Annotated in this window: 23 protein-coding genes and 1 tRNA gene; 12 read left to right on the top strand and 12 right to left on the bottom strand. The window is 56.6% G+C overall.

All coding sequences use genetic code 11. From position 1 onward, the window contains the following. Together ACR0L1_RS21035 and ACR0L1_RS21030 are read right to left on the bottom strand one after the other, a co-directional pair. Complete coding sequence (locus ACR0L1_RS21035) at positions 1-387, bottom strand: GtrA family protein (RefSeq protein ID WP_480860659.1); 387 nt, start codon at positions 385-387, stop codon at positions 1-3. Next, the gene (locus tag ACR0L1_RS21030; RefSeq protein WP_480860657.1) at positions 384-1,343 is read right to left on the bottom strand and encodes a glycosyltransferase family 2 protein; all 960 of its coding nucleotides are present in this window, start codon (positions 1,341-1,343) and stop codon (positions 384-386) included. The genes ACR0L1_RS21035 and ACR0L1_RS21030 overlap by 4 nt, the downstream gene beginning before the upstream one ends. Before the next feature lie 561 nt (positions 1,344-1,904). Here ACR0L1_RS21030 and ACR0L1_RS21025 point away from each other — a divergent pair. The 5 genes from ACR0L1_RS21025 (at position 1,905) to ACR0L1_RS21005 (ending at position 7,305) form a co-directional block, all read left to right on the top strand. Beyond that, entirely contained in the window at positions 1,905-3,119 is a 1,215-nt protein-coding gene (locus ACR0L1_RS21025; protein ID WP_170566637.1) for a site-specific integrase, read from the top strand. A 323-nt stretch (positions 3,120-3,442) separates the two neighbouring features. Next, on the top strand, positions 3,443-3,628 hold the full coding sequence (locus ACR0L1_RS21020; RefSeq protein ID WP_082025026.1) for a helix-turn-helix transcriptional regulator: 186 nt from the start codon (positions 3,443-3,445) through the stop codon (positions 3,626-3,628). Positions 3,629-3,897: 269 nt separating this feature from the next. Then, entirely contained in the window at positions 3,898-4,776 is an 879-nt protein-coding gene (locus ACR0L1_RS21015) for a toprim domain-containing protein (RefSeq protein ID WP_170620335.1), read from the top strand. Then, positions 4,773-6,272, top strand: coding sequence for a DUF3987 domain-containing protein (locus ACR0L1_RS21010; protein ID WP_170620334.1), 1,500 nt, complete (start codon positions 4,773-4,775; stop codon positions 6,270-6,272). Before ACR0L1_RS21015 ends, ACR0L1_RS21010 begins: the two co-directional genes overlap by 4 nt. A gap of 226 nt (positions 6,273-6,498) precedes the next feature. After that, entirely contained in the window at positions 6,499-7,305 is an 807-nt protein-coding gene (locus ACR0L1_RS21005) for a GNAT family N-acetyltransferase (RefSeq protein WP_170620333.1), read from the top strand. Positions 7,306-7,420: 115 nt separating this feature from the next. Here ACR0L1_RS21005 and ACR0L1_RS21000 read toward each other — a convergent pair whose 3' ends face one another. Then, positions 7,421-7,837: a MerR family transcriptional regulator gene (locus tag ACR0L1_RS21000; RefSeq protein WP_170566630.1), complete on the bottom strand. Its 417-nt coding sequence runs from the start codon at positions 7,835-7,837 to the stop codon at positions 7,421-7,423. Positions 7,838-7,910: 73 nt separating this feature from the next. On the opposite strand from ACR0L1_RS21000, the gene ACR0L1_RS20995 reads away from it, so the two are divergent. From ACR0L1_RS20995 to ACR0L1_RS20985, 3 genes are all read left to right on the top strand, one after another. Beyond that, on the top strand, positions 7,911-8,540 hold the full coding sequence (locus ACR0L1_RS20995; protein ID WP_170566628.1) for a cation efflux transmembrane domain-containing protein: 630 nt from the start codon (positions 7,911-7,913) through the stop codon (positions 8,538-8,540). Positions 8,541-8,614: 74 nt separating this feature from the next. Further along, the gene (locus tag ACR0L1_RS20990; protein WP_170411846.1) at positions 8,615-9,082 is read left to right on the top strand and encodes a DUF411 domain-containing protein; all 468 of its coding nucleotides are present in this window, start codon (positions 8,615-8,617) and stop codon (positions 9,080-9,082) included. 38 nt (positions 9,083-9,120) lie between these two features. Next, on the top strand, positions 9,121-9,666 hold the full coding sequence (locus tag ACR0L1_RS20985) for a c-type cytochrome (RefSeq protein ID WP_170411849.1): 546 nt from the start codon (positions 9,121-9,123) through the stop codon (positions 9,664-9,666). A gap of 357 nt (positions 9,667-10,023) precedes the next feature. On the opposite strand, the gene ACR0L1_RS20980 is transcribed toward ACR0L1_RS20985, so the two are convergent. From ACR0L1_RS20980 to pyrH, 9 genes are all read right to left on the bottom strand, one after another. After that, a tRNA-Ser gene (locus tag ACR0L1_RS20980) sits at positions 10,024-10,113 on the bottom strand. A gap of 89 nt (positions 10,114-10,202) precedes the next feature. Then, positions 10,203-12,617 (bottom strand): DUF3772 domain-containing protein, encoded by a 2,415-nt coding sequence (locus tag ACR0L1_RS20975; protein WP_480860653.1) that lies wholly within the window; start codon positions 12,615-12,617, stop codon positions 10,203-10,205. A 2-nt stretch (positions 12,618-12,619) separates the two neighbouring features. Continuing rightward, on the bottom strand, positions 12,620-13,654 hold the full coding sequence (locus ACR0L1_RS20970) for a cysteine synthase A (protein WP_480860652.1): 1,035 nt from the start codon (positions 13,652-13,654) through the stop codon (positions 12,620-12,622). Between the two features lie 69 nt (positions 13,655-13,723). Further along, complete coding sequence (locus ACR0L1_RS20965) at positions 13,724-14,839, bottom strand: NUDIX domain-containing protein (protein WP_480502932.1); 1,116 nt, start codon at positions 14,837-14,839, stop codon at positions 13,724-13,726. Between the two features lie 27 nt (positions 14,840-14,866). Further along, the gene (locus ACR0L1_RS20960; RefSeq protein ID WP_170788573.1) at positions 14,867-15,307 is read right to left on the bottom strand and encodes a TrgA family protein; all 441 of its coding nucleotides are present in this window, start codon (positions 15,305-15,307) and stop codon (positions 14,867-14,869) included. 16 nt (positions 15,308-15,323) lie between these two features. Beyond that, entirely contained in the window at positions 15,324-16,532 is a 1,209-nt protein-coding gene (locus ACR0L1_RS20955) for a class I SAM-dependent methyltransferase (protein ID WP_480860650.1), read from the bottom strand. Positions 16,533-16,601: 69 nt separating this feature from the next. Then, positions 16,602-18,023 (bottom strand): cryptochrome/photolyase family protein, encoded by a 1,422-nt coding sequence (locus ACR0L1_RS20950; protein WP_480860649.1) that lies wholly within the window; start codon positions 18,021-18,023, stop codon positions 16,602-16,604. Positions 18,024-18,071: 48 nt separating this feature from the next. Then, positions 18,072-19,298 carry an aminotransferase class V-fold PLP-dependent enzyme gene (locus ACR0L1_RS20945; RefSeq protein WP_480860647.1) on the bottom strand — a complete coding sequence of 409 codons (1,227 nt, stop codon included), beginning with the start codon at positions 19,296-19,298 and terminating at the stop codon, positions 18,072-18,074. 228 nt (positions 19,299-19,526) lie between these two features. Further along, positions 19,527-20,270: a UMP kinase gene (gene pyrH / locus ACR0L1_RS20940; RefSeq protein ID WP_170769543.1), complete on the bottom strand. Its 744-nt coding sequence runs from the start codon at positions 20,268-20,270 to the stop codon at positions 19,527-19,529. A 95-nt stretch (positions 20,271-20,365) separates the two neighbouring features. Here pyrH and miaA point away from each other — a divergent pair, with 95 nt between their 5' ends. The 4 genes from miaA (at position 20,366) to ACR0L1_RS20920 (ending at position 25,899) form a co-directional block, all read left to right on the top strand. Then, entirely contained in the window at positions 20,366-21,259 is an 894-nt protein-coding gene (gene miaA, locus ACR0L1_RS20935; protein ID WP_480860645.1) for a tRNA (adenosine(37)-N6)-dimethylallyltransferase MiaA, read from the top strand. A gap of 325 nt (positions 21,260-21,584) precedes the next feature. Beyond that, the gene (locus ACR0L1_RS20930; protein WP_480860643.1) at positions 21,585-23,255 is read left to right on the top strand and encodes an ABC transporter substrate-binding protein; all 1,671 of its coding nucleotides are present in this window, start codon (positions 21,585-21,587) and stop codon (positions 23,253-23,255) included. Between the two features lie 119 nt (positions 23,256-23,374). Then, positions 23,375-24,421: an ABC transporter permease gene (locus ACR0L1_RS20925; RefSeq protein ID WP_170788569.1), complete on the top strand. Its 1,047-nt coding sequence runs from the start codon at positions 23,375-23,377 to the stop codon at positions 24,419-24,421. Positions 24,422-24,435: 14 nt separating this feature from the next. Further along, positions 24,436-25,899 (top strand): ABC transporter permease, encoded by a 1,464-nt coding sequence (locus ACR0L1_RS20920; RefSeq protein WP_170788568.1) that lies wholly within the window; start codon positions 24,436-24,438, stop codon positions 25,897-25,899. The last annotated feature ends 52 nt before the right edge of the window (positions 25,900-25,951 follow it).

Here is a 25,951-nt window from a genome sequence, read left to right as displayed (position 1 = left end):
TCAAAGTGACTTTTCTTCGCGGTAGACCCAAAGCCGCAGGATCACAAAATTTATGACAGGCAGGACGATGACTACTAGTCCGGCGGTGACCGGCTGAGACAGTCCAAACCGAGGCCCCAAAACACATGTAATGGTTGATGAAACGACAAGTCCGATGCCGATCATGCACAAGAACCGACCAAACTGAGCCGGCGCCATGACGGGCTTGCCGAAGGTCCAGACAGACTGACCTATATACTGGATCAAGATCGCGGTTCCAAAAGCCAGCGCATTGGCAATCCAAGGTGAGCCGACAAGCCGCAACAGCCCCAGATAGGTCAGGAAATAGTAGACAGCCACGCCTGTACCAACGACCGCAAAGCGGAATATGCGACGTGTATCGGTCATGCCTGCTTTGATACGTCCTTAACCGAGACATCCGTGGATTGCCCGACATGTTCATCGACAAAATACAACGGGCGGCCCTTGGCCTCGACATAAAGGCGACCAAGATACTCACCGATGATGCCGAGCGTCAGCAGTTGAATGCCCGAGAAGAAGCTGATCACCAGAACGGTCGAGGCCCAACCAGCCACAGTGCTATACAGGATTAGGGACCAGAACACATAAACGGCCATCAAGGCCGCAATGATCAGGGTCAGAAACGCAAGGCGCGTGGCGATTTGCAGGGGCTTAATCGAAAAGCTGGACAGAGCGTCAAAGGCCAGCCTAATCATTTTGGACATCGGATATTTAGTCTCACCGGCCACGCGGGGGTCGCGGATGTATTCAATGCCAATCTGGCGAAACCCGACCCAGGCAAACATGCCGCGAATGAACCGAGATCGCTCGGGCATGTTCAAAACCGCATCCAGCGCGCGGCGACTGACCAGCCGGAAATCGCCCGTATCATTCGGGATCGGAACATCGGACAGGCGATTCAGTAAGCGGTAAAACCCGTGCGCGGTCATCTTCTTGAACCAGCTTTCGCCCTTGCGCTCACTACGCCGACCATAGACCACATCATACCCACGATCCATCAACGCCATCATATCCGACAGCAATTCCGGCGGATCCTGCAAGTCCGCGTCCAGCATGAAAATCCGCTCGCCTTTGGCTGCCATCAGACCTGCGGTCAGTGCTACCTGATGTCCGCGATTGGTCGACAACTTCAAGCCGCGCACACATGAATGTCGATCCGCCTGTGCGCAAATGCCGTCCCAGGTCTTGTCCGTTGAGCCGTCATCAACCAGCACGATCTCAACCTCCGAGGCCCAGGCCCTGGTCGCAGCGATCAGACGGTCCACCAACATGGGAAGAGAGTCCTCTTCGTTCATGCAAGGGACAACAACAGACAATAACATCTAACCTCCGCAGGCAAATTGCCCTACTCGTTTTATGCACATCCCAACCCCGCCATGCGAGGCCGGTCAACTCCTAGTTTTCGGGTCCTTACCCTTGATATCTCAAGCCGAAACGACCGCTAATGCAAACACGCCAGATTTCAGCCTGTAGTTACCGATCTGTCACATTGCCGTTTCGGACTACACAACGATGTCCCGATGCCCGACTGATATGGCAGCATTGCGCCCAACTTGCGACAAAAGCGGTTATTTATCTGAAGCGGTCAAACTATGCGACGTTCAGACAACAAACCAGCAAGCACGCGACCTAAGGTCCAAGGAGAAATTCGCCTCGGGCCAAAACAGTCTGGGGGTATATCTGAGGTTCGAGAATTGGGGGATTGTGGCGGAGAGACAGGCAGCCATGCAGTGATCCGATGTGATCCACGGGATGCCCATAAGATCAATATTTTAAACAGTTAATTTCCGCTTTAGCATCCAATGAGGTCTTGTGAGTTCCGGTGAAATCCAGCATCAAATGGGGGATAAAGTGACGGACAAAAATACGGAACGAGCAGATTCATGGCAGCAGGCAAACCTCTGACAGCAGCCTTTGTAAAGAACATCACCAAGCCAGGGAAATACTTCGATAACAGCCGCTATGGCTTGTTTCTAAGAATAGACAAACAGGGTCGCAAGTACTGGGTCCAGCGGATGATGATCTCTGGTAAGCGCCGTGAAATCGGCCTTGGGAACTACCCTCTAGTCACATTGTCGATGGCGCGAGAACAAGCGGTTGAGAACAAGCGAAAGGCCTATCTGGGTGGTGATCCCCTGGCTGAAAAGCGCAAAGCCAAAATGGACACGGACTTTACCAGCGTTGTTGAAAAGTACTTGGAAGCCAAACTCGCGGAATTCCGCAGCGAAAAGCACAAGAAACAATGGCGCGCGACATTGGACACCTACGCGATACCGGTGATCGGCCATAGGTCAGTGGCAGCTATCGAGGTCACTGACATTGTCTCGGTTCTTAAACCGATCTGGGAAGAGAAGACTGAAACCGCCAGCCGCCTACGCGGGCGCATCGAAAAGGTCTTGTCCTGGGCAACCGTGAACGAATTGCGCTTTGGCGACAATCCGGCGCGGTGGAAAGGCAACTTGTCTGAAGTCCTGCCTAAGCCAAGTAAGGTCACGACCGTGAAGCACCACCCTGCGCTAGCGCAGAATGACATCGGGCGCTGGTGGGCTGACCTTTCAAGCCGGGACGGTATGTCGATCAAGGCGCTACAATTTGCGGCTCTTACGGTCTCGCGATCCGGCGAAGTAAGAGGCATGGTCTGGGATGAAGTCGACTTTGAGGCGGGTCACTGGACCATACCGGCGGCGCGTATGAAAGCGCGGCGGCAGCATCGCGTTCCGCTAACCCCTTCCATGATTGCTATGCTGAAAGAGCTTCCTCGGCTCGAAGGCTCGCCCTACGTGTTCTTTGGAGCCAAGGGCGGCATGCTTTCAGATATGGCGTTGTCTTCCGTCATGCGGAAGATGCACAAGGCTGACCTCGCAAAAGACGGCCCTGGCTATTTTGACGCCAAAAGCGGATCACCTGCCGTTCCGCATGGGCTACGCTCCACCTTCCGCGATTGGGCGGCTGAGGAAGGTTACGATCACCACATGGCGGAACTGGCACTTGCGCATAATGTAGACAGTATGGTTGTGCGCGCCTACCGCAGAACGGATGCCTTGGAGCGCCGCCGTAAGATGATGGTTGCCTGGGAAAAATTCTTGAAAAAAGAATAGCGTAAAATCAGATACTTAGGATTTCCGTCCAAAAAACCTGCATTTTCTATGAATTTCCTACGCAGTCCCCCAGGTCGTTACGCAAGGCACTGTAATAAATAGGTTTTGCAACCTCTCCGGGGGTGTGTTGGCAGGTGAATCTTGCTGTGCTTATTCGGACTTACGCGGCGCTTACTGGCAGTTAGCGCTTCGTGTCGGCTCCGATGCGCCAACACCGGAACCGACGGAAAGTTAGGAATTAGAGCAATCCCTGCCTTTCTCGATACTGCCGACAACGGTTCGCGTCAAAAGAAATGGCGCAGCGCTCGAAGAGGCACACTGAAATGCAAGACAAAATCTATCGCAGGCCGGACGTGGAATCCCTGGTGGGTCTTTCCCGGTCTACCATCTACGCCATGATTGCGGACGGAACGTTCCCAAAGCCGATCAAGCTTGGGAAGCGCGCTGTGGGCTGGCGACAGTCTGATGTTTTGACCTGGCTGGAAAGCCGCTCAAACGAGGCGGCGTGATCCATGACAGAGCATCACGAAACATCGACGAACTACAAACGCGTGTTGTTTACCCTCGGTCGCTATCGCGTCGCGGTTTGCAAAGATGACCTCCAATGGCTGTTTCAACAACGCGTGACGGTTAAAACCTGTGCTGGAGCGCGGTGGCGCAACTTGGGCTACTGCACCACCCGAAACGCCCTTTTGCGGTTCCAGCACAGGTTTCTGGGCGTCTCATCGCCCGAACTTGCCGCGCTCCCGGAGTGCTTTAAGGCGGGAGGCTGGAATTAATGGATGCTGAAACCATCACGCGCGCCCTAGGTGGACGCTGGACCGGGCGTTCTGGGACGGCTTGTTGTCCTGCCCATGAAGACCACTCGCCGAGCTTGAGCATCGCAAACGGGCATTCAGGTCAGCTTTTGCTGACTTGTCATGCCGGGTGCAGCTTTGTGAGTGTTCTGGATGCACTCAAAGGGATGGGTTTGGCAGGCGGTATCGTCGGTAATTCGCCAATCGGCAGCGATGTTTTGAACAAGCATCGTGAAAACGAGCGCCGATACAACCAACGCCGTGCAGAAATTGCACGCAATCTCTGGCGGAAAACTAAGCCGATACGAGGCACCCTGGCGGAAACCTATCTACGCAAACGGGGCATTACTTGCGCGCTGCCTGCAAGCCTTCGCTTTCACGGCGATTGCTGGCATCCAGCGGCCAAGAGGCTCCCCGCGCTTGTAGGCAATGTGGAGGGTAGCGGATCGGATGCTGTGCACCGCACCTACCTAAATCAAGAAGGCACGGGCAAATCCGAGTATACCCCGGGTAAGGCCATGCTCGGGGCAACAAAAGGCGGTGCGGTGCGGCTTACTCATACCCCGGGTAGGCTGGTGGTCACGGAAGGCATCGAAACCGGGCTGTCGCTGCTCTCCGGTTTGATGGACGGACCCATAGAGGTTTGGGCGGCGCTGAGCGCAAGCGGAATAAAATCCTTACACTTGCCAGAACATTCCGGCGAATTGGTGATTGCGCCCGATGGCGACGCCGTTGGCCGGGAAGCCGCGCAAGTGCTGGCACATCGTGCCTATGCCTTGGGTTGGCGTATCTCATTGCTGCCTGCCCCTGATGGCTACGACTGGAACGACGTACTGACGGGAAAGGCAAAAGCGCAATGACAGTCCATCCAAAAGAAGAGAGTTTTACGCCGGATTGGCCAGAACCGGCTTCGCGGTTCTTGCGGGATGAACGCTCCGCTGCGCCTAGGCTGCCCTTGGAAGAGGTCTTTGGACCAAAATGGGCGCAATGGATCACTGTTACAGCTGAGGCAAAGTCATCGCCACCGGACTACATCGTGGCAGCATTGTTGGCAGTCGCCGGGTCGTTGATCGGCAATACCCGGTGGGTGTCTCCCTGGGCGGGTTGGTCGGAACCCCCAATCCTGTGGACGATGGCAATTGGCCTACCGTCCAGCGGTAAATCTCCTGGTTTGGATGCTGTGTTGACACCACTTCGCAAAGCTGAGCGGGAACTCCGGAAAATATCCGAGAACGAACTCGCTCAATGGCGCGAGGCGGCAGAGATTGCCAAGATTGCCGAAAACACCTGGAAGGAAGCGACCAAAGCCGCGATTAGGGACGGGTCCACGCCCCCCGAACGACCAGACGCAGCCAATCCTGGTCAAGAACCGTTCCTACCGCGTCTCTGCGTAGCTGACGGCACCGTAGAACGCCTAGCCGTGATCCTGGAAAAGCAGGCGCGCGGGACTTTGGCGGCACGGGATGAGTTGGCGGGGTGGCTGCAAGGCATGACACGCTACTCCGGCGGCGGATCGGATCGACCCTTCTGGCTCGAAGCTTATGGCGGTCGTGCGTATACGGTCGAACGTATGGGACGTGATCCCGTATACATAGACCGGCTGTCTATTGGCGTGGTGGGAGGCATCCAGCCGGACAAGCTGAACGGGTTGCTGATCAACTCTGACGATGATGGCTTGTTGGCGCGGTTCATACCGATCTGGCCTGATCCCGTTCCGATACAGCGCCCGCAATCCATTCCTGATGATGCGTTTATTGATCGGGCGCTCACCAGGCTCCTATCCCTACGTATGGTAACGGACGAATTCGACGTCACGCGGCCTTGGCTCATTTCGTTTACGGAAGGCGCCCGCGACCGCCTGGATACGTTACGTAGCTACGTAAGGGACTTGGAGGCAAAAGCAGATGGCTTGTTGCTCTCGTATATAGGGAAGCTCCCCGGCATGACTATTCGACTTGCCCTGGTGTTGTCGTATCTGGACTGGGCAACGGGGATCGAAGACGAGGCGCACCAGGTAACTGAGGCGGACTTTGAGCGGGCAGCATTGTTTGTCACATCCCACGCTTTGCCGATGGCGCAGCGCGCTTACGCAAGTGCATCGCTGTCCAAGACTGAACGGGCCGCACGGCGGTTGGTGGCTTTAATCCGGGAACAAGACTGGGAGCGCTTCACATCCCGCGAGGTCTTGCGCCTGGACCGGTCGGGGTTGGCCACCGCCAGTGAGTTAAATCCGGCCCTCAAGACACTGGAAGAAGGAGACATTATCCGATTGGTGGAACAACCGTCAGGCGCAGCAGGCGGGCGACGTTCTCGACTGTACATCGTCAATCCGATGATCCATCAGGAACCACCGTGAACAGCGCAATGACAAAACCGACAAAACTGACAGAACCGCCAAGCAAAGGGGTTTTGTCGGTTGTGTCGGTTTTGTCAGGCCTTGTTCTTGCAGGTCAGACGGGTTGCGAACCTTCGCTGCATCCGTTTCCAAGGACACAGATGCGGACTTTGCTGCCGTTGATGGTTGCTGGGACAACGGACTTCTGCCAATAATTATTCGCAGCCAATACAACTGGAAAAGATCAATGGCTGAGGATGATTTTTTCGGAAACCCGGACAGGATAGCTGCCCTGCGACAAGCGGCCGAACTTTGGAAATTACTCGGATCTAGCGGTCATTATCGGTATTATGGGCGAGCCATCGGCCTGAATGGTCCGGTAGAGAATACCGCCGAATTGATGGCGGCCCTCGCTCGCATTCAAGGCGTAGGCATTTGTTACTATTGTCCGAAAGAACTTGACCGCGAACTATTCGCGAACCTCTCAGCGCGAGGCCTTCAAACTGACAGGCATGAACACTATCGCGGAGGTCCGGCTTCTTACGAACATGCGAAGCAATTGCTCGAAGATCGCTCGCTGCCAGAAGACCTTCGAGTTATGCGAATTGATGAAAAATCCCCACAGGAGTTGCTTAAATCGGTCGTTGCTTTGTGTGAGAACGAGGGGGTCGCGCCAGTGCCGGGCTCAATCATGAGAGGCGTCTCAATACCCGGAATTGTGTTCACTGCCGTTGACGGAAGTGGTCTACCTGTAGCCAGCGCATCAAGCCATCAGATGCTCGAGGCAAGTTTTGACCGTGGCACTGACGTTTTCTGGGGTGCATTGGCAACACGACCCGACAGGCGTGGCCAAGGGATTGCGCTCTATCTGGGGGCAATGGCGATTGTACACATGTGGGAGAACAATGGCGCTCGCGGTTTCATCACAGGAGTTCGAAGCGACAACGTTCCATCCCAAAAGCTGTGCCAAAAGCTGGGTGTGGTGGACACGGAATGGATGATGGCGCAATGCATTGATGCCAGCGTTCTGGGTTCAAGCCAGCACACAAAGTAATTAGTTCCTGTAGTCCGTTGTGGGCTCGGTGCGGTCGTTCGTCGAATTGTGGTGAGTAACCGCACTGCGGACAAAACAGTCATTTGCTGCGGCTGAAGCAATGTCCGCTCATAGTTTAGTGATCTTGGTGACAGAGCTTATGATCGGCAAGAGACGCGAGTACATAGCAGTTCTCTGACACCCGCTCGTCACCACAGCCTTTCGAAATCCGAACCAGCTCTTTTTCGAGAGCGCGTAGCCGTTTAATTTTTGCCCTAACGTCGGAAAGTTGTGAGACGGCGATGTCCGTCGCTTCTTGGCATGAACGATCCGGGTGGCCTTGAAGCTCGATCAAATCGGAAATTGCTTCAATCGAGAAACCAAGATCGCGCGAATGTTTGATGAAACTGAGACGCTCTAGCCCTGCCATGTCGTAGCGCCGTTGGTTGCCTTCTGTGCGTTCTGGTGCGGCAAGCAGGCCCATCTCCTCATAGTAGCGGATAGTCGGAACTTTGACCTTCGTGCGCTTTGAAAGTTCCCCGATAGAAAACATGAAAATACCTCTTGAACCTCTAGTCACTAGAGACACTACACTATGTCTGATGCGGACTCAAAAGGGCTTTCCAATGTCAGGATGTTGCGGGCATGACGCCAAGTTCGACGGCGTATCGGATGATTACAAACGACGGCTATGGATCGTCATCGCGTTGAACGCGACGATGTTCGTCGTTGAGATGACCGCCGGCCACTACGCAAAGTCTCAAGCGCTTCAGGCTGATGCACTCGACTTTCTCGGAGACGCGTTGACCTATGGTATCTCGCTCGCCGTGATCGGTGCCTCAATTCGCGCGCGCACGAATGCGGCTTTGGCCAAGGGGATCAGCTTGTTCTTGATGGGTCTTTGGGTATTCGGATCGACGGTGTACCGCGTCTTCTATGTCGGCGTCCCAGAAGCGGAAATCATGGGCATCATCGGAGCTTTGGCTCTGGCGACGAACCTTGCCAGTGTGTTGCTGCTTGTCAGCTATAAAGACGGTGATGCAAACGTCCGCTCTGTTTGGCTCTGTTCAAGGAACGACGCCATCGGCAACGTGGCGGTGATGTTTGCCGCTCTAGGCGTCTGGGGCACGGCAAGTGGATGGCCTGACCTGCTTGTTGCTGCGGTCATGGCCTCTTTGTTCCTCTCCTCGGCCTTCCATATTGTGCGCCAAGCAGTCGCCGAGCGCCGGGAAGTTGGCGAACATCAGCATGTTTGACGTAGATCACGACTTTCGATCTCGAATGATGCGAAATTGGCTCAAATGAGGAATATTTACAAAGGACTCTCGCTATGCACCTGAAACGCCGCCAAATTCTGACTTACGCTGCAGGCTTTGCCGGCACAGTACCGTTTGCCGCGTTTGGGCAAAACGCACCTTCCATCCATGTTCTGAAGGATCCAAATTGCGGCTGTTGCCGGGTTTGGATCGATATCCTGCGGCAGGAAGGCTTTCGCGTTACCGAGGAGCGCAGCCTTGGAACACAGCTCATCCGGCATAAACTGGACAACGGCATCCCCGAAGAAATGATCTCCTGCCACACAGGCGAGATCGACGGCTATATGATCGAGGGGCACGTGCCGGTCGCCGATATTCGTCGCCTGTTGGAGGAGCGACCTAATGCTATCGGACTTGCCGTTCCCGGCATGCCCTACGGTTCGCCGGGGATGGGGCCGGAAGATCGTCGTGAGGCCTACGACGTGTTTTTGATCCTTAGGGACCGTAGTACCGAGGTGTTTACGAGTTACGAAGCGGCCTGAGGCGACATTCATCGAGCGGAAACAGTAAGGAGGAGAAAATGACACAGCTTGGATTACGCGTTTTTGCCTTGAGCATCCTGTCAATCACCATTGCTACAGTGGGTTGCGCTCAACAACAACGAGGAGGTTGGTGGGGTCACGGGCCAATGGGATCTAACCACATGAGGTCCGATCATATGCGTGGTTGGGGGCACGGCAATATGGGGCCTGGTCAGCAACAGCGCATGCAACGACACTGGACGTATATGAACGAGGGAGTTCCCGTAGAATATCGGGGGGCAAGAAGCACCATTCGCGCTACGCCCGAAAATGTTGCTGAGGGTCAGGCTCTTTACAGGGAAAACTGCGCGAGTTGCCATGGAGCGGAAGGCTTAGGAGACGGTGACGCCGGACGTTCGCTCGTTCCCTCTCCAGCCCTACTCAGATGGTTCGTTCAGATGCCGATGTCGGGGGACGAGTACCTTCTATGGGCGGTTTCCGAGGGCGGCGAACGCTTCGGAACAGACATGCCAGCCTTTGAACAAACGCTGAGTGAAGAAGAAATCTGGAAGATCATTGCTTATATGCGCGCCGGGTTCCCTTGATCTGTTGTTAACCTGCTGCCTTTTGTAGAGATTTTTGCTGAAGATACTGTGACGCCAATTCTCAGCTGAAACAAATCTGACATTGCGCCATTCCAGAAAGCATCACGGAAGCAGACATTTATGTAAATCGCAGAACGAGCAGGTTAGGGCTCTGACCCGACGTTAGCCGCGCATTGCACGAAGGTCCGGTGTGGGGCTAGGCTCAAAATTCGGCCACCCCAGTTAAAGAGTGGGCGGTAACTGTAACTTGCCCAAAATTCAAAAGTGAGGCTTACCATATATAGGGGGATTAAATGGGGGATATAAAAACCCCTACACAGGTATAATATTTAAAATCAATATCTTGTCCCAAATTAGTGGCGGAGAGACAGGGATTCGAACCCTGGAGACGGTTTCCCGCCTACACACTTTCCAGGCGTGCGCCTTCGACCACTCGGCCACCTCTCCGTGCGGGCGATATTTGGACTATCGCTTGGGGATTTGCAAGGCCCGATTAGAGCGTTTTTTTCGCTTTGCGGAAAGGGTCGCGAAACCCGTCAAGGCTCGTCCCCGTCCCCGCCTGACAGGTCAACCTCGGTCATCTCGATCGGCGTGGATGCGGGCGCAGACGCTTGTGCCGCGCTGTCCTGGGCGGGATCCGCCACACGCAAGGTTTCGGGATTGCGCAGCCAGACGTCGCGTTGGGCAAACGGGATTTCGATACCTTCTTCGACAAACCGGCGGTTGATTTCATGGTTCATGTCCGACTTCACGGACAGCATCCAGTTGACGTCTCGAAGGATAGCCCGGATTTCAAAATCCAGCGAGTCTGCGCCAAACCCCTGAAACACCACATTGGGGGCCGGATTAGCCAAAACCATGGGATGCGCATTGGCAATCTCGCCCAGGATCGACTCGACCCGGCGGGTATCGGTGCCATAAGCGACCCCGACCGGCACGATCACTCGCCCGACCGTGTTGCCGCGCGTATAGTTCGTCACCACACCGCTGATCAGGTCCGAGTTCGGCACAATCACATCGGATCGGTCGAACGTCTCGATCCGTGTCGAACGGACCGAGATATCGCGCACATAGCCCATCATCCCGTTAACATCGATCCAGTCGCCTTTCGAGATCGGACGCTCGACAAGCAGGATGATACCCGAGACAAAGTTAGACACGATGGTCTGCAAGCCAAAGCCGATACCGACCGACAGCGCACCAGCAACAATCGCCAGCGAGGACAAGTCGAACCCAGCCACCATAATGGCGCAGAGCGCCGCCAGGAAAATTCCGACATAGCCTGTCCCGGCGACAATCGCGTTCTGGCCACCGGGGTCAATCTTGGTCTTGGGCAGCAGGGAACTGCGTAGCCCCCCTTGCAGCATTCGGGTCAGGCCAAAGCCCATCAGGAAGACGATCAGGAAGGTTAAGAAATTCTTCGGTGAAATCGTCACGCCACCGATGTCAAAACCCAGCAGGATGCGGGACCAGACCTCGAGTAAGTCGGTTTCGCGCGCGCCCCAGTAGATCGCCAGAACTGGCAACGCAAAGATCGCCATCGCGAACCCGATCAAGACCGCAAAAAGCGAATCTTTCGCCGCCTCGCCCTGCCCCGAAATCCAGCCATAAACGGCCGTCAGGAAACGTTGGAAGATGACCAGTGCCCCAATCAGGACCAGTGATTTGACCGCAGGATAGACAATCGCTTCGGCGGCATTCGTATAGCCGATGACAGCCAGAATTGGGCTGGCTATACCCAACAGGAACAATGCCCGGCGGAGAAACTCGATCAACTGGGTCAAACCCGTCCCCCGAGCCAGCGACCCATCATCAGCATCCAGCGGGGCTTCGTTGCTTCGGATCTGTCGCACGCGTAACAGGACCAGTGCGGTCACAATGGTGACGGGGAACCCGACAACAGCGCGCGTCGCATCCGAGATATTCTCGATCTGCTCGAATAGGTCGACCAGCTCATGCAGGATCAAAAGCACGGCCAGAACGGCCAGATAGACCCGCAACTCAGCCACGCGCTTGGCGGTCAGACGTTTAAACCCCTGTGCTTCTTGCAGCACATAGACCTGCCGCCCGATCCAGTCGAAATAGAAAATGATCGCAGCCCAATATGGCACGTTTTGCAGCAGCAATGTGCCGCGAAAGCCGGGAAGTCCGGACATGACAATGGCCTTGACGACCAGCCAGACCCCCAGCCAGGGTAAAAGAATGCGCAGCAGCGATGTCAGAAAGGTCCACACCCCACTGCCCTGCCCGCCGAACTGCCGCATGTAGTTTCCGGCCACCTCGGACCAGTGCTTACCGAAGAACAGCAAAACCCCGGCAACTGCCACCAGAAGGGCGATACCCAGCCCCTGATCGCGCAGATTTTCATGCACGACATCCGTGCCAAAGTTTCGACGCGCCTCGTTAAAGAGGTTTTGACCTGCTTCGCGAAGATCGGTCCATGCCGGCCCCCAATACACGGGATTGACCGGCGACGGTCCCCGCTCCAACAGCTCTTTGGTCTGCCGGGTCCGCAAGAGCTGGTCGATTTCGGTAATCAGGCCATTGGCGCGGCTGAACGCCTCTTCCGAAATGATCTGCGGGACTTGAAGCGTATTCAGCTGTTCTTCCAAATGGGCCCGCAGAGCGGCAATGTCTTCGGGCTCGGTCGCGTCACCTTCGGGTTTGGGACCCAGCGCCTTGATTTGCGCATCAAGCGTCTGGATACGCTCGGTATTCGCGCCGCGTGCTCGGTTGAAGTCATCGCGGTACGTATGAATTTCCGCACGTAGATTCTCGAGCGCTGCGTTCGAGGCGCGATCCGCTTCGATCACGGTCTCGGCTCGGTCCGCTGTTTTGACCCAGCCCTGATAATACTCGCTCTGTCTGTCCGAAAGCTGCGCGACCGCTGGGCCACACAGAACCGCTATACAAACCGAGACAAGCGCCAGGAACAGGCGGACCTGTCGCATCTTCACACGTCCTCGAACACGCCGGGAATGCTGCGTGGGGCTTCGGTCATCCAATCGGGTACCGGCAGTTCTTTTTCGCGCAGGAATTCCGGGTTGAACAGTTTGGACTGATAGCGTGTGCCGTAGTCGCACAAGATCGTCACGATCGTATGGCCCGGCCCAAGGTCCTTGGCCAGACGCACTGCACCTGCCATGTTGATCGCGGTCGAACCGCCCATAACCAGTCCTTCTTCGCGCAGCAGATCGAAGATGAGTGGCAGCGCCTTATTATCGGTCATCTGATAGGCGTAATCGGGCTTGAACCCCTCGAGGTTCTTGGTGATGCGCACCTGACCGATGCCTTCGGCGATCGAGCTGCCCTCCATCGCGATCTCACCGGTGGTGTAGTAGGAATAAAGCCCCGCACCCATCGGATCGACGAGGCCAATTTTAACGCCCTTTGGCTGCAATGCATCAGCGACGCCAGCCAGCGTCCCGCCGGAACCCACGGCGCAGACAAAGCCATCGACTTTGCCGCCGGTCTGTTCCCAGATCTCAGGCCCGGTGGTTTCCACATGCGCCTGACGGTTGGCCACGTTGTCAAACTGATTGGCCCAGATGGCGCCATTGGGTTCGGTCTGCGCCAGTTCCTCGGCCAGACGGCGCGAGTAATGCACGAAGTTGTTGGGGTTGCGATATGGCGCGGCAGGCACCTGCACCAGTTGCGCACCGGCCAGACGCAGCATGTCCTTTTTCTCTTCGGACTGGGTTTCCGGGATCACGATTACAGTCTTGAACCCCATCGAGGCCCCGACCAGCGCCAGACCGATCCCGGTGTTCCCGGCGGTGCCTTCGACGATCGTGCCACCAGGTTTCAATTCACCCCGCGCGATGGCGTCCCGAATGATATAGAGCGCGGCGCGGTCTTTGACCGACTGGCCGGGGTTCATGAACTCGGCCTTCCCCAGAATTTCGCACCCGGTTTCCTCGCTGATGCGCTTCAATCGGATAAGTGGTGTTTTTCCGACTGCGTCGGCAAGGTCTTTCGCAATGCGCATGGCGCCCTCATTTCATTACGGATCAAGGCAGATTTACAGTTGCCGCGCGCCAACCACAAGCGGCGATCCTCAGGCGCGCAAACGGTTTCGGTGCCGCGCAAGCCAATGGGCCAGCGCCAGCAAAGGCAAATCTTTGAACCCATGCGCATCGACACGATCCATGAAATCGACAAATGGCAGGATTTGGCTTCGGATATCTTCTCCTTCCGAGGCCAGCCCACCGCCTTGAACTGTCAGTTCCAGATCCGCCAGACCCACGTAAAGGTGAATGTATTCGGTCGATGACCCGCTCGAGGAATAGGCCCCGCCCGCATACTCCAGCGACTGCAGGACCACGCCCGCTTCCTCTTGCGCTTCGCGGCGGGCGGCGTGTTCGGGCGTTTCACCCGGGTCGATCATCCCTGCGACGGGTTCCCACATCCAGGGCTCGGGATCGTCGATAATGAAAACCGGCGGGCGAAATTGTTCAACCAGCAAGACCACATCGCGCGCCGGGTCATAGGGCAGAACCACAACAGCGCTGCCTTGCATCAGGCTGCTACGTTGTAGAACCGGCCCCATCGTGCCGTCATGTTGCCTGTGTTGCAACGCGACCTCTTCCATTCCGAAGTAGTTCACATGAGCATACCGGTGGTTATGCAAGACCACATCCTTGGTAACATCACGCAGGTCCCCTGTCCCGCGCTGACGCGCGGCGATTTTTGCCCATGCCCGTGTTCGAAGTGCCGAAAAGTTTCTGGCCAGCGTGGCCGCGTCGATCTTGCCGAAATAGCCCATCACCTCATGCGCGGCGGTTACGGAAATATCGCCCCAACGATCTACCCAATCTCGCAATTCCCAAAGTTCCGTCGGGGTCCAGAGACCCGGATCGGGGAAGTACACGTCTGCCTGCACGCTGTCACCTTCCACTGTCTCAATCCGAAGTGGGCGCAGTTCGTAGTCAAATCCACCCTCATAAAAATTGAGCCGCTCAAGGTCGTTCTGAGACAGATTCTGAACCAGCAATCCTTCCGCATACGAGCCATTTTCTGACAGGATCATCGGAAACGCCTGATCTTTGACCCCATAAACCGCGTGGTCGCGCAGTCTGGCCTCGGACAGTTTCATTTCAGATGCGGGGCGATCCAGCACAAGCTCGAGCAAAGGCAGGTGTTGCAGCGTGCCGTAGAAAAACAGGTCAGTCACGGATCAAGTCTCGTATTCGGTCGAGAATTACCGCCAGCGACGGCTGGCTTCTTCTGTGGCAAGACCCGCGACCAACGCACCGATCGCCAACGTCCACAGTATTTCTGGGGTCAGCAACTGCTGCCCAAATTCGACACTGATCTGAAAAATGGCCAGCAAAGCCTCGAACGGGCCATCATAGCGGTGACGCATGGCCAGCCGGATCATTTCATTGCAGCCCTGAACAAACAGGCCCCAGAACACCAGAGCCGCCATCCCGGTCAGGCCGTTGTTCACACCGGCTGTCCACCCGCGGCCCGCACGTTTGCCCATGACTTTCCAGCCACAGATGACCCCAAGCAACATGTTGACATAGGTGAACCAGCCGTAATCCTTCCCCTCTTCGCCGTTCTCGATCACCATGCTGGAGACGAGAAAAGCCACAACCAATAAGCAGGTTGCAGCGACAAGACGAGACGCGGTGGGCATTGTAAGGGTCCGTTGTTTAACTCGGTTTTGCTATTGTGATCTGTGTCACATCGCAATTACCCGTGTCAAAGGCCGCGCCACATGCGGTCAAATAATAATTCCACATGCGGCGAAAACGCTCATCAAAACCCATCTGAGCGATATCGTCCCATTTATCGTTGAACGTGTCATACCAACGTCGCAGTGTCAGATCGTAACTTTTGCCAAATTCCCTTGATTTGACCACGGTCAAACCCGCTTGAGTCACCTGATCCTTTAGCACGGACGGCGCGGGCAGCATCCCACCCGGGAAGATATATTTTTGAATGAAATCAACACCATTGCGGTAGACGTCCCAGCGATGGTCGGCGACAGTGATGATCTGCAACGTGGCCTGCGCGCCTGGTTTGAGCCTTTCGCGGACGGTTTCAAAATAAATCGGCCAGTATTTCTCACCCACCGCTTCGAACATCTCGATCGAGGCGATGCCATCATACTGCCCACGCTCGTCCCGGTAGTCCTGCAACTTGAACTCAACAAGATCAGAAAGACCAGCTTTCTCAATACGTTCTTGCGCAAACTTCAACTGCTCTTGGCTGATGGTCAGCCCTGTGACCCGCAAGCCACGCTCTTTCGCGGCATATTCAGCGAAGCCACCCCAGCCACATCCGATTTCAAGGATATGATCGCCGGATTTTGCGCCCATCTCGTCGACAAGGCTGGCATATTTTGCCGTCTGCGCCTTCTCCAGGCTTTCCTGTCCGGTTTCGAACAAAGCGCTGGAATAAGTCATCGTATCGTCCAGCCATGCGGAGTAAAAATCATTACCCAAATCATAGTGATACGAGATGTTCTTCTTGGCCTGCTTGCGGCTGTTTCCGTTTAGCCAGAACCGCAAACGCTCATAAGCCTGCACCAGAAACTTGCCGGTGAAATCGTCGTAAACCGTTTCGGTGCCCAGATGCACCAGGTCCATAAAAGAGCGCAGGTCTGGCGTGCTCCAGTCACCTTCCAGATAGGCGTCCGAGAACCCAAGCTCACCTTCACGCACTAGTCGGGCAAAAACGTCGGGGTTATGGATATCTACCTGCGCGATTGGTCCGGGCTTGGCCCCTTCGGTGCGAAACACGCGGCCATCAGGCAGCACAATGTCCAGGCGACCGGACTCCATCTTTCGCAACATCTTCGTCACTTGTGTGAAGTATCGTGGCAGGTTTTCTTGCCCATCTGTCGTTGTCAGGATCATCCGCTCTCCCCTATGCGGTTGTTGGCGTAGGCTAGGCCGAGTTTGTGTTTCTGGCAAGTTTTCAGTTCCTTACTGGTTCTTGTAGTGTTCATAGGCCGCCAGCGCGCGCCTGCGCCCGTCGGCCAATTCGACAACGGGTTGAGGGTAGCCGTCATCTGGGGCCAGCCCCCAAGCGCGCGGGATGGCTTCAAAATAGGCAAGCGCGGTGTCGGGCGGATTGGCTTGTCCTTCAGCGATCCACCGCCGGACATATTCGCCGTCTGGGTCAAACTTTTCTTGCTGCGTGACCGGGTTGAACACTCTAAAGAACGGAGACGCATCCGGCCCCGATCCGGCCACCCACTGCCAGCCCATCGCATTGGCGGCGATGTCCCAGTCAATCAGGCAATCCTCGAACCACCGCATCCCGATTTTCCAATGTGTCATCAGATGCTTGGTCAGATAGCTTGCCACGATCATACGCGCGCGGTTGTGCATCCGTCCCGTCACATACATCTCACGCAGACCGGCATCCACCACTGGTATACCTGTTCGGGCCCGCGTCCATGCCAGAACCTCGGGTTGGTCAGTGCGCGTTTGCCATGGAAACTGATCCCATTCGGGCTTCCAGTTCTGATATGTGATATGCGGCCAGTGAAACATCAGGTGATAGGCGAACTCGCGCCAGACAAGCTGACGCAGATAGGCATCCGAGCCCGACACCCCGTTCAGGGCAGCATTCTGTACCGCGTGCCAAATACGCCGAGGGCTGATCTCTCCCCGCGACAGGTATTCGGACAGGGTTGAGGTCCCCTCGGACGCTAGCAGGTCTCGGTTTCGGGAATAGTCGGGCAGACGATTCAAGAACCCTTGCAATACGGCCAGTGCCGCAGTTTCGCCCGGCTGCACGAAGCGAGTCACGACCTGCGCGCCCCGGTTCATCGCTGCACCCAAACGCCATGAGGACAGATCTTCGGACTCGGGCCAGTGCACCGGAGGCGTCAATCGAGTCGGCGCGGCCAACGGTTGTGGAACCGCCCGACCCTGAACAGCCCGCCACATTGGAGTAAACACGCGAAACGGCTGACCCGTTTTGGTGGCCACGTTCCAAGGCTCGAACAACAAATGGCCAGGGAAGGATTTGGCTTCAACCCCTTGGTCCTTAAGGACGGATTTCACCTGAGTATCGCGCGAAATAGCATCTGGGTCATACGCGCGCGACCAATAGACGGCCGAGGCCCCAGTTTCGGCGACAACGTCTTGCAAAACTTGCAACGCGATGCCCTTGCGCAGGATCAGACGGCTTCCGGCCTTGCCGAGGGCGCTCTGAAAAGCCTCAATCCCCAGACCCAGCCGCCATTTCGGCGCAGCGCCCAGTTTGTCCGTCAGATCATCACAGATGAACAGCGGGATGACGGGCCGACCGGTGGCGGCGGCCGCGCTTAGCGCTGGGTGATCTGACAGGCGCAAGTCCCGCCGGAACCACATGATGATCGCAGATTGCTGTTCCATAACCGCCCAAATGTTTTTCCCATTTTACGGGAGTGGACGGGAACTGGATCACAAAACGGCGTCAAGTGCATTCAATAATTGATCAATTTCCTGTTGCGATGTGTAGTGCGTAAAGCTGACTCGCAACACGCCCTGCGCCGGATCGACCCCCATCGCCTGCAACGGACGCCCGGCGTAGAAATCGCCGCCACCCGCCATAATCCCGTGTGTGGCCAATTCACCCGCCACCTCTTCCGCATTTCGGTTCAACGCCAAAGCAACCGTGGGTGCGCGCTTTTCTGCATCAGCGGTGCCAATCAAGCGCACAGCATTGCGGTTTGACACCGCATCCAGCACCGGCTGCAGCAATGACACCTCGTGCCCACGCATCAGATCATGCACGAACGCTCCACGCTGAGTGTCGGACCCGTCGGGACCACCGTGATGAACGCTGAGTGCGGCGATATAATCCGCCATGCCAGCACTGGCCGCGATCTGCGCATGATCGGGTCCGGCAGGCGTGAACCGCTTATACAGCACATCGCCGTTGAAAAAATGCGCCTGGTTGGGCAGCGTCTGCCCCAATTTTCGCCGGACCACCATACATCCTTGATGCGGACCATAAGTTTTATAGGCTGAAAACAGATAGATATCCGCCCCCAGCTCATCCACATTCGGAAGGCCGTGCGGCGCGTAGGACACCCCATCAACACAGACAAACGCACCCGCTGCATGCGCAATAGCGGTGATCTCGGCCACCGGATTGATCTCACCAACTACGTTCGAGCAATGGGGGAAACAGACCAGACGCACCTTGTCGTCCAGCAGGTTTGCCAGATCCTGCGGGTCAAGCGAGCCGGTCTCGGGGTCGATTTGCCACTCCCTGACCTCAATCCCATCCTCGGCCAAGCGCCGCCACGGGCCGGAATTGGCCTCATGGTCCTGATTGGTGACGATGATCGCTTCACCCGGCTGCATCCACTGCCGAAATGCCTGCGCCATGACATAAGTGTTCTGCGTGGTCGAAGGGCCAAAGCTTAACTCATCGGTGTCGACGCCCAGAATAGCCGCCAAGCGCCGACGCGCCTCGTCCATCTCGGCGCCCGCTAGACGACTGGCCTCATAGGGCGCATAGGGTTGTACTTTGCGTTCGGTATAGTAGCGAAACAGCCGGTCCAGCACGGGCTTGCATGTGTAAGACCCACCGGCGTTTTCGAAAAAGGCCTGGCCTTGCAGAGATGGTTCGGAAAAGGCGGGAAACTGCGCGCGGACAAAGTCTATATCCAAAGTGCTCATGGCACGGAACTCCTTGATCATGCAGGTCAATCTTTTAAGGGACCGGGCATGATTCCGGCCTCTTCGGACATCATGGCAGGTCTTCCAGCCGAGCCGCCGCAGCCGCGACGACAGCCCCAGCACAGGCAAGGACGCGGCCAAACTGCCCAGACCGACCAATCCCGTCAAGCGCCCGAACAAAAAAAGCCGGGCGCGATGGCCCGGCTTTTGTCACATATGGGTGAAGGCTTAGCCCTGAACCTTGGTATAAGTCCCTTCACCGGCAAGGATTCCCCGGAAGCCGCCTGGTTCGTCCAGACCAAACACGATGAGCGGCAGGTTGTTGTCTCGCGCCAACGCAATGGCCGAGGCGTCCATGACCCGCAACCGTTTTGCCAGCACGTCATCGTAGGTGACTGTGTCGTAGCGCACCGCGTCCGCATGTTCTTTGGGGTCTTTGTCATAGACACCGTCCACGCCGTTCTTCCCCATGAAGATTGCCTCGCAAGCCATTTCATTTGCTCGCAAAGTAGCCGCAGTGTCGGTGGTGAAATAAGGGTTCCCGGTCCCGGCGGCAAAGATGCAGACTCGCTTTTTCTCAAGGTGCCGTACAGCACGGCGACGGATATAAGGCTCGCACACCTCGTCCATGCGAATGGCTGAGATCACACGGGTGAACACCCCGATCTCTTCCAACGCGGATTGCATCCCCAGCGCGTTCATCACCGTGGCCAGCATCCCCATATAGTCCGCCGTCGTCCGCTCCATCCCCTGCGCCGAGCCGCTGAGACCCCGGAAAATATTGCCGCCGCCGATCACCATGCAGATCTCAACACCCAGATCATGCACCGATTTGACCTCTTGCGCGATACGCTGGACGGTCGGCGGATGCAGGCCAAACCCCTGGTCGCCCATCAGCGCCTCGCCAGAGATCTTCAGCATCACGCGACTGTATTTGGTTTTCGGGGTATCGATGTCTGGGGAAAGGGTCATGTTGCGCTCCGGGCTGGCACGGGTTTAATTCCGGCGCAAAATGAAGCAAAACCGCGACAGGTTCAATGCGGATCATGAGGAACAAGGCAGCCCCGATGGCCAAAACAGATACATCGCCAGTTTGGGACCGCCTGCCCCCTATCCCAGACGATAAACCCGTACTGATTGCGGGGCCGACAGCGTCAGGTAAATCCGAACTTGCACTTCGGATCGCCGAAGAATTTGGCGGCATCATCATCAATGCAGATGCCAGTCAGGTGTATGACTGCTGGCAGGTGATCTCGGCCCGCCCCTCGACTGAGGATGAGGCCCGCGCACCGCATCTGCTCTATGGTCATGTCGCGTATGATCAGGATTATTCGACCGGCCATTGGCTGCGCGAGGTCACACCCTTGCTGACCGGCCCACAACGCCCGATTATTGTTGGGGGCACGGGGCTGTATTTCTCGGCCTTGACCGAGGGCATGGCTGAAATACCCGCTACTCCGCCAGAAATACGTGCCGAGGGCGACCAGCTTGACCTGCAAACGCTGAGCAAGGGTGTGGATGCCGAAACTCTGGCCCGGTTGGACCGGCAAAACCGCGCCCGCGTCCAGCGCGCTTGGGAAGTGCAGCGCGCCACCGGACGCAGCCTGCGGGACTGGCAAGCTGATACTCCGCCGCCTATTCTGAGCCCGGACGACACGGTGCCGATCGTATTTGACGTGGACAAACAATGGCTTCTGGATAGGATCAATCGCCGTTTCGATCTGATGCTAGATACAGGCGCTTTGAATGAAGTCGAGGCGATGCGATCCCTCTACGACCCCTCTCTTCCCGCCTTCAAGGCCATCGGTGTCCCCGAGCTTATGTCATATCTTGACGGCCAGCTTTCCCTGGATGCCGCCCGAGATCGCGCCACGATCTCGACCCGCCAGTTCGCCAAACGACAACGCACCTGGTTTCGAGCACGGATGAAAAACTGGATTCACGTTGATTTCTCAAAGTGATACTAGCGCAACTTGCCACCGCGATAGACGGCAAGAATTACGCGCCATCGATGATCCGAATCCCTTGTGTTAATGGGAACCCGCCAGGCATCTTGAGCCAGGACACGATCCCGTATTTCCAGGCTGCGACCCTCCACAATGTCGCTTTTGTCTCCTGAATGACGATTTCGAACGTTGACCTAACAGAATTTCTGGTGCCGAATGAAGGCATGGGGATGTTCAGTATCACAGCAACGAGTACCCGCGGACGCGCTGCACGCTTCTTTCGGCGTTGAGCGGTTCCACTCACAAATCACAAAAATTGATGTCACAGGGAGAGACATAAATGACAAAGCAAACCTTGACCGGAGCACCGATGCACTGGGCGGCGGAGATGCACGCACAGGAATATCGTGACGGCAAGCTCAGCCGGCGCGAGTTCATGGCTCGCGCCACCGCGTTGGGCGTTGCCGTGCCCGCCGCTTATGGCATGATCGGACTGAATTCACCCGCAGCCGCGCAAGAACCGCAGCGTGGCGGCACCATCCGTTATCAGATGGAAGTGCGCGCGCTGAAGGATCCGCGCACCTATGACTGGACCCAAATCGCCACTTACACCGCTGGCTGGCTGGAATATTTGGTCGAATACAACAATGACGGCTCGTTCAAACCCATGCTGCTGGAAAGCTGGGAGGCCAATGACGACGCGACAGAATACACTCTGAACGTCCGCAAAGGCGTCAAGTGGAACAATGGCGACGACTTCACCGCCGAAGACGTGGCACGCAACATCACCGGCTGGTGTGATACGGGGCTAGAGGGCAACTCGATGGCATCCCGCATGGCATCGCTGATTGACGAAGCCACGCAGAAGGCCGCGGACGGTGCAATTACAGTTGTGGATTCCCATACCGTCAAACTGACGTGTAACGCGCCCGACATCACCATCATTCCCGGCATGGCGGACTATCCGGCCGCCATCGTACACAGTAGCTTTGATGCCAATAACATGCTGGCCAACCCTGTCGGCACCGGCTTTATGATCCCCGAAAGCCACGAGGTCGGCGTCAAAGGTGTGCTCGTGCGCAACGAAGGCTTTGACTGGTGGGGCTATGAGGCCGGCAAAGGCGGCTATATCGACCGGATCGAGTTTATCGACTACGGCACCGACCCGGCAGCCTTCCTGGCCGCCTATGAGGCCGAAGAGATCGACATGAACTGGGAATCGGTCGGCGAATTTGTTGACATCTTCGACGGCATCGGCCTGACCCGCTCGGAAATCCCCTCGGGCTTTACCATCGTCATTCGTCCGAACCAGTTGGCCGAAGACGCCAATGGCAATAAGATCTATGGCGACAAACGTGTGCGTCAGGCGCTGGCCATGGCCGTGGACAACAATGTCTGCCTCGAGCTTGGTATGTCCGGCTACGGCATCCCTGCCGAGAACTGCCATGTAGGTCCGATGCACCCCGAATATGACTCGGCGGTGACCCGTATTCCCTATGATCCGGCAGGTGCCAAGGCCCTGATGGAAGAAGCGGGCATGGCGGACTTCGAGCACGAAGTTCAGTCGATCGACGATGACTGGCGTCGCAATACCACCGCTGCTGTGGTTGCGCAGTTGAACGATGCGGGCATCAAGGCCAAACACACGGTTCTGCCCGGCTCGACCTTCTGGAACGACTGGACGAAATACGCCTTTTCCTCGACCAACTGGAACCACCGCCCGCTGGGCACGCAGGTTCTGGCCTTGGCGTATAAGTCAGGCGTGGCGTGGAACGAGTCCGGCTTTGCCAATGCCGAGTTCGATGCGCTTCTGGCCGAAGCGAACTCGATCGCCGATGTGGACAAGCGCCGCGAGGTGATGGCCAAGCTGCAAACGATCATGATCGAAGAGGGTGTGACCATCCAGCCTTATTGGCGGACAGCAATGCGTCACCACCGTGACAACATGGTTGGTGTTGAAAAGCACATCGCGGACCTGCCGCAGCTGTATAAGTTCGGCATCGTCTCTTAAGCCGACACCTACAGGGCCGCGCCGTAAGGGCGCGGCCTTTTCGTCGGCGCTGACCCGGCGAAAAATACTAGCGACGCGCACGGCCTGAAACCAGCGCCAGCCGACCAACAGGGGCTATCATGGGACTATTCATTCTAAGGCGGGTCGGGATCATGCTGTTGACAGCATTGTGCCTGACATTCCTGGTCTTTTTCCTCACCAACCTGTATCCGAACCTCGAAAAGCTTGCCAAAACGCAGGGCAACTTTCGGATGTCGGATGAACAGGTCGAGAGTTTTCTGGAAAAAGGCGGCTATCTTCAGTCAACGCCCATAAAATATGGCGAATGGCTGGGTGTTCTGCCGTCGTACCGGCACACCAACGAAGACGGAACCATTCAGGGCCGATGCATTCTTCCGGGTAAAACCGCCGAGGAATCGCCCAATTTCTGCGGTATCTTGCAGGGGTATTGGGGCTATTCCACAGTCTTCAAAGAAGAGGTCGGAACAGTTGTCGGCACACGTCTCGCCCTAACCGGTCGGCTGATGTTCTGGGTGATGCTGCTGATGGTCCCTTCGGCACTGATCCTTGGCGTTCTGGCGGGCATGAAAGAGGGTTCGGCCACCGACCGCACGCTGTCCACCTTTGCCATCACCACGACAGCGACACCGGAATATGTGTCAGGTGTGATCTTCATCGCAATTTTCACTTCATCCGCCGTCGGATTGAAGTGGTTCAAGGGCACGGCCACGCAGGCTATGGAGAACCCGACATTCGAGAATTTCTTCCTGCCCGTGCTGACGATTGCGCTTTACGGGATGGGTTATATCGCTCGGATGACCCGCGCCTCGATGACCGAGGTAATGACGGCACAATATATCCGTACCGCGCGGCTGAAAGGCGTGTCCTTCTCGAACATCGTCATGAAACACGCGCTGCGCAATGCGCTGATCGCCCCCTTTACCGTCATCATGTTGCAGTTCCCATGGCTGCTGAATGGTGTGGTGATCGTCGAGACCCTGTTCAACTACAAGGGCTTTGGTTGGGCGCTGGTGCAGGCGGCGGGGAATAACGACATCCAGCTCTTGCTGGCGATTTCGGTCGTGTCGGTCTTTGTGGTGCTGGTGACGCAGCTGATCTCGGATATCGGCTATGTCTACCTCAACCCGCGTATTCGCATTTCTTAAGGGAGGGTCAGATCATGGAACCACTTACCTGGACCGGCTCTATCGCCTTCCTCAACCCGCTGATCGCCTTGGCGCTGGCACTGATGGCGCTGTCCGTTGTCGCCTGGATGCTGGCGAGCATCATCCTGCCCGAGGATCAGATGACCGTGAACCCGGACGGCACGCTCACGTCCAGTTCGGGGCTGCGAAATATGATCCAAGCCGCGATGCGATACAGTTTTCTGGCCAGTGTCGGCCTTGCGGTTGCCTATATCGTCCTTGGCATCCTGATGGGCACAAACGCCGGGATCATCGGCGCCATGTCCCAGCAGTTTCTGCCGGTTTGGATGTCGCTGATCCTGCTTTACGCCATGTCGATCGCGTTCAAGCGCAAGCTGGGTCTGTATGGCAAGCTGTTCGACAGCCCCATCGGCATGATCGGGTTCGGCCTTGTGATGTTCTGGGTGTTTACCGGAATTTTTGGGGCGATGGATCTGATCGTCACCCATGACCCGCTGGACCAGATTTCGGGCATGAAGAACAAAGTACCAGGAACGCCTTTGTCCAGTTTGGAAGAGGGTCAATACGCCTGGTATCTGCTGGGCGGAGACAACTTGGCCCGCGACGTGTTCAGCCGCATGGTCAAAGGGGCCTGGATCGTGGTGCAGATCGCCCCGCTGGCAACGATGTTCGCCTTCATGGTCGGGATCACGCTAGGCTTGCCTGCCGGGTACTATGGCGGTCGTTTGGACACACTGCTGTCCTTCCTGGCCAACCTGATCCTGGCTTTCCCGGTGATCCTGTTGTTCTATCTGCTGGTCACGCCCGAGATCGTGGCGACAGGGGTGCCGAACTATATGGCCGCTGTCCTGTTTGTCTTTCCGATCATCTTTTTGGGCGTATTGTTGAACTCTCGTTACTACACACGCCCGAATTTCCGTACGCCGCTGCTGATTGGTGTGCTTGGGGTGGCGTTGTGGCTGTATCTGTCGCTGATCTCGACCGGTGGGTACATTGTCAGCACCGACAGCTATAGCATCTGGGGTCTGCCAACCTATCTGGACCTGTTCGACATCCCCGGCGGTATTTTGGTGGTGTTTGTCTCGGTGGTCTTTGTGAACTCGCCGACTGTGTTCCGTATCGTTCGCGGGCTGGCGCTGGATATCAAAACCCGCGACTATGTGGCGGCGGCGCAAACGCGAGGCGAAGGCCCCTGGTACATCATGCTATGGGAGATTCTGCCCAATGCGCGTGGTCCGCTGATCGTCGATTTCTGTTTGCGGATTGGCTACACGACCATTCTGTTGGGGACCTTGGGTTTCTTTGGATTGGGTCTGCCACCGGAAAGCCCGGACTGGGGTTCAACGATTAACGAGGGGCGTAAGCTGCTGTCGATCTATCTGCACCCTGCTCTTCCGCCTGCCTTGGCTCTCTTGTCACTGGTTCTGGGATTGAACCTGCTGGCCGACGGTTTGCGCGAAGAAAGTCTGAAGGACTGATGGTGATCGAGGCCGGGGGGCCAGCCCCCCGGACCGCCCGGGAGATTTTTAG

The sequence above is a fragment of the Ruegeria sp. J8 genome (genome assembly GCF_056531925.1).
The sequence above is the reverse complement of the archived record's forward strand: the minus strand, read 5'-3'. Positions and strand labels throughout refer to the sequence as shown.

Coding starts and splice junctions, on each gene's coding strand:
- ACR0L1_RS20985 (WP_170411849.1), top strand. CDS start 9,121: ATGACACAGCTTGGATTACGCGTTTTTGCCTTGAGCATCCTGTCAATC.
- ACR0L1_RS20920 (WP_170788568.1), top strand. CDS start 24,436: ATGGAACCACTTACCTGGACCGGCTCTATCGCCTTCCTCAACCCGCTG.
- ACR0L1_RS21005 (WP_170620333.1), top strand. CDS start 6,499: ATGGCTGAGGATGATTTTTTCGGAAACCCGGACAGGATAGCTGCCCTG.
- ACR0L1_RS20930 (WP_480860643.1), top strand. CDS start 21,585: ATGACAAAGCAAACCTTGACCGGAGCACCGATGCACTGGGCGGCGGAG.
- ACR0L1_RS20960 (WP_170788573.1), bottom strand. CDS start 15,307: ATGCCCACCGCGTCTCGTCTTGTCGCTGCAACCTGCTTATTGGTTGTG.
- ACR0L1_RS21020 (WP_082025026.1), top strand. CDS start 3,443: ATGCAAGACAAAATCTATCGCAGGCCGGACGTGGAATCCCTGGTGGGT.
- ACR0L1_RS21015 (WP_170620335.1), top strand. CDS start 3,898: ATGGATGCTGAAACCATCACGCGCGCCCTAGGTGGACGCTGGACCGGG.
- miaA (WP_480860645.1), top strand. CDS start 20,366: ATGGCCAAAACAGATACATCGCCAGTTTGGGACCGCCTGCCCCCTATC.
- ACR0L1_RS21010 (WP_170620334.1), top strand. CDS start 4,773: ATGACAGTCCATCCAAAAGAAGAGAGTTTTACGCCGGATTGGCCAGAA.
- ACR0L1_RS21030 (WP_480860657.1), bottom strand. CDS start 1,343: ATGTTATTGTCTGTTGTTGTCCCTTGCATGAACGAAGAGGACTCTCTT.
- ACR0L1_RS21000 (WP_170566630.1), bottom strand. CDS start 7,837: ATGTTTTCTATCGGGGAACTTTCAAAGCGCACGAAGGTCAAAGTTCCG.
- ACR0L1_RS20950 (WP_480860649.1), bottom strand. CDS start 18,023: ATGGAACAGCAATCTGCGATCATCATGTGGTTCCGGCGGGACTTGCGC.
- ACR0L1_RS20975 (WP_480860653.1), bottom strand. CDS start 12,617: ATGCGACAGGTCCGCCTGTTCCTGGCGCTTGTCTCGGTTTGTATAGCG.
- pyrH (WP_170769543.1), bottom strand. CDS start 20,270: ATGACCCTTTCCCCAGACATCGATACCCCGAAAACCAAATACAGTCGC.
- ACR0L1_RS20970 (WP_480860652.1), bottom strand. CDS start 13,654: ATGCGCATTGCGAAAGACCTTGCCGACGCAGTCGGAAAAACACCACTT.
- ACR0L1_RS21025 (WP_170566637.1), top strand. CDS start 1,905: ATGGCAGCAGGCAAACCTCTGACAGCAGCCTTTGTAAAGAACATCACC.
- ACR0L1_RS20990 (WP_170411846.1), top strand. CDS start 8,615: ATGCACCTGAAACGCCGCCAAATTCTGACTTACGCTGCAGGCTTTGCC.
- ACR0L1_RS21035 (WP_480860659.1), bottom strand. CDS start 387: ATGACCGATACACGTCGCATATTCCGCTTTGCGGTCGTTGGTACAGGC.
- ACR0L1_RS20995 (WP_170566628.1), top strand. CDS start 7,911: ATGTCAGGATGTTGCGGGCATGACGCCAAGTTCGACGGCGTATCGGAT.
- ACR0L1_RS20925 (WP_170788569.1), top strand. CDS start 23,375: ATGGGACTATTCATTCTAAGGCGGGTCGGGATCATGCTGTTGACAGCA.
- ACR0L1_RS20955 (WP_480860650.1), bottom strand. CDS start 16,532: ATGATCCTGACAACGACAGATGGGCAAGAAAACCTGCCACGATACTTC.
- ACR0L1_RS20945 (WP_480860647.1), bottom strand. CDS start 19,298: ATGAGCACTTTGGATATAGACTTTGTCCGCGCGCAGTTTCCCGCCTTT.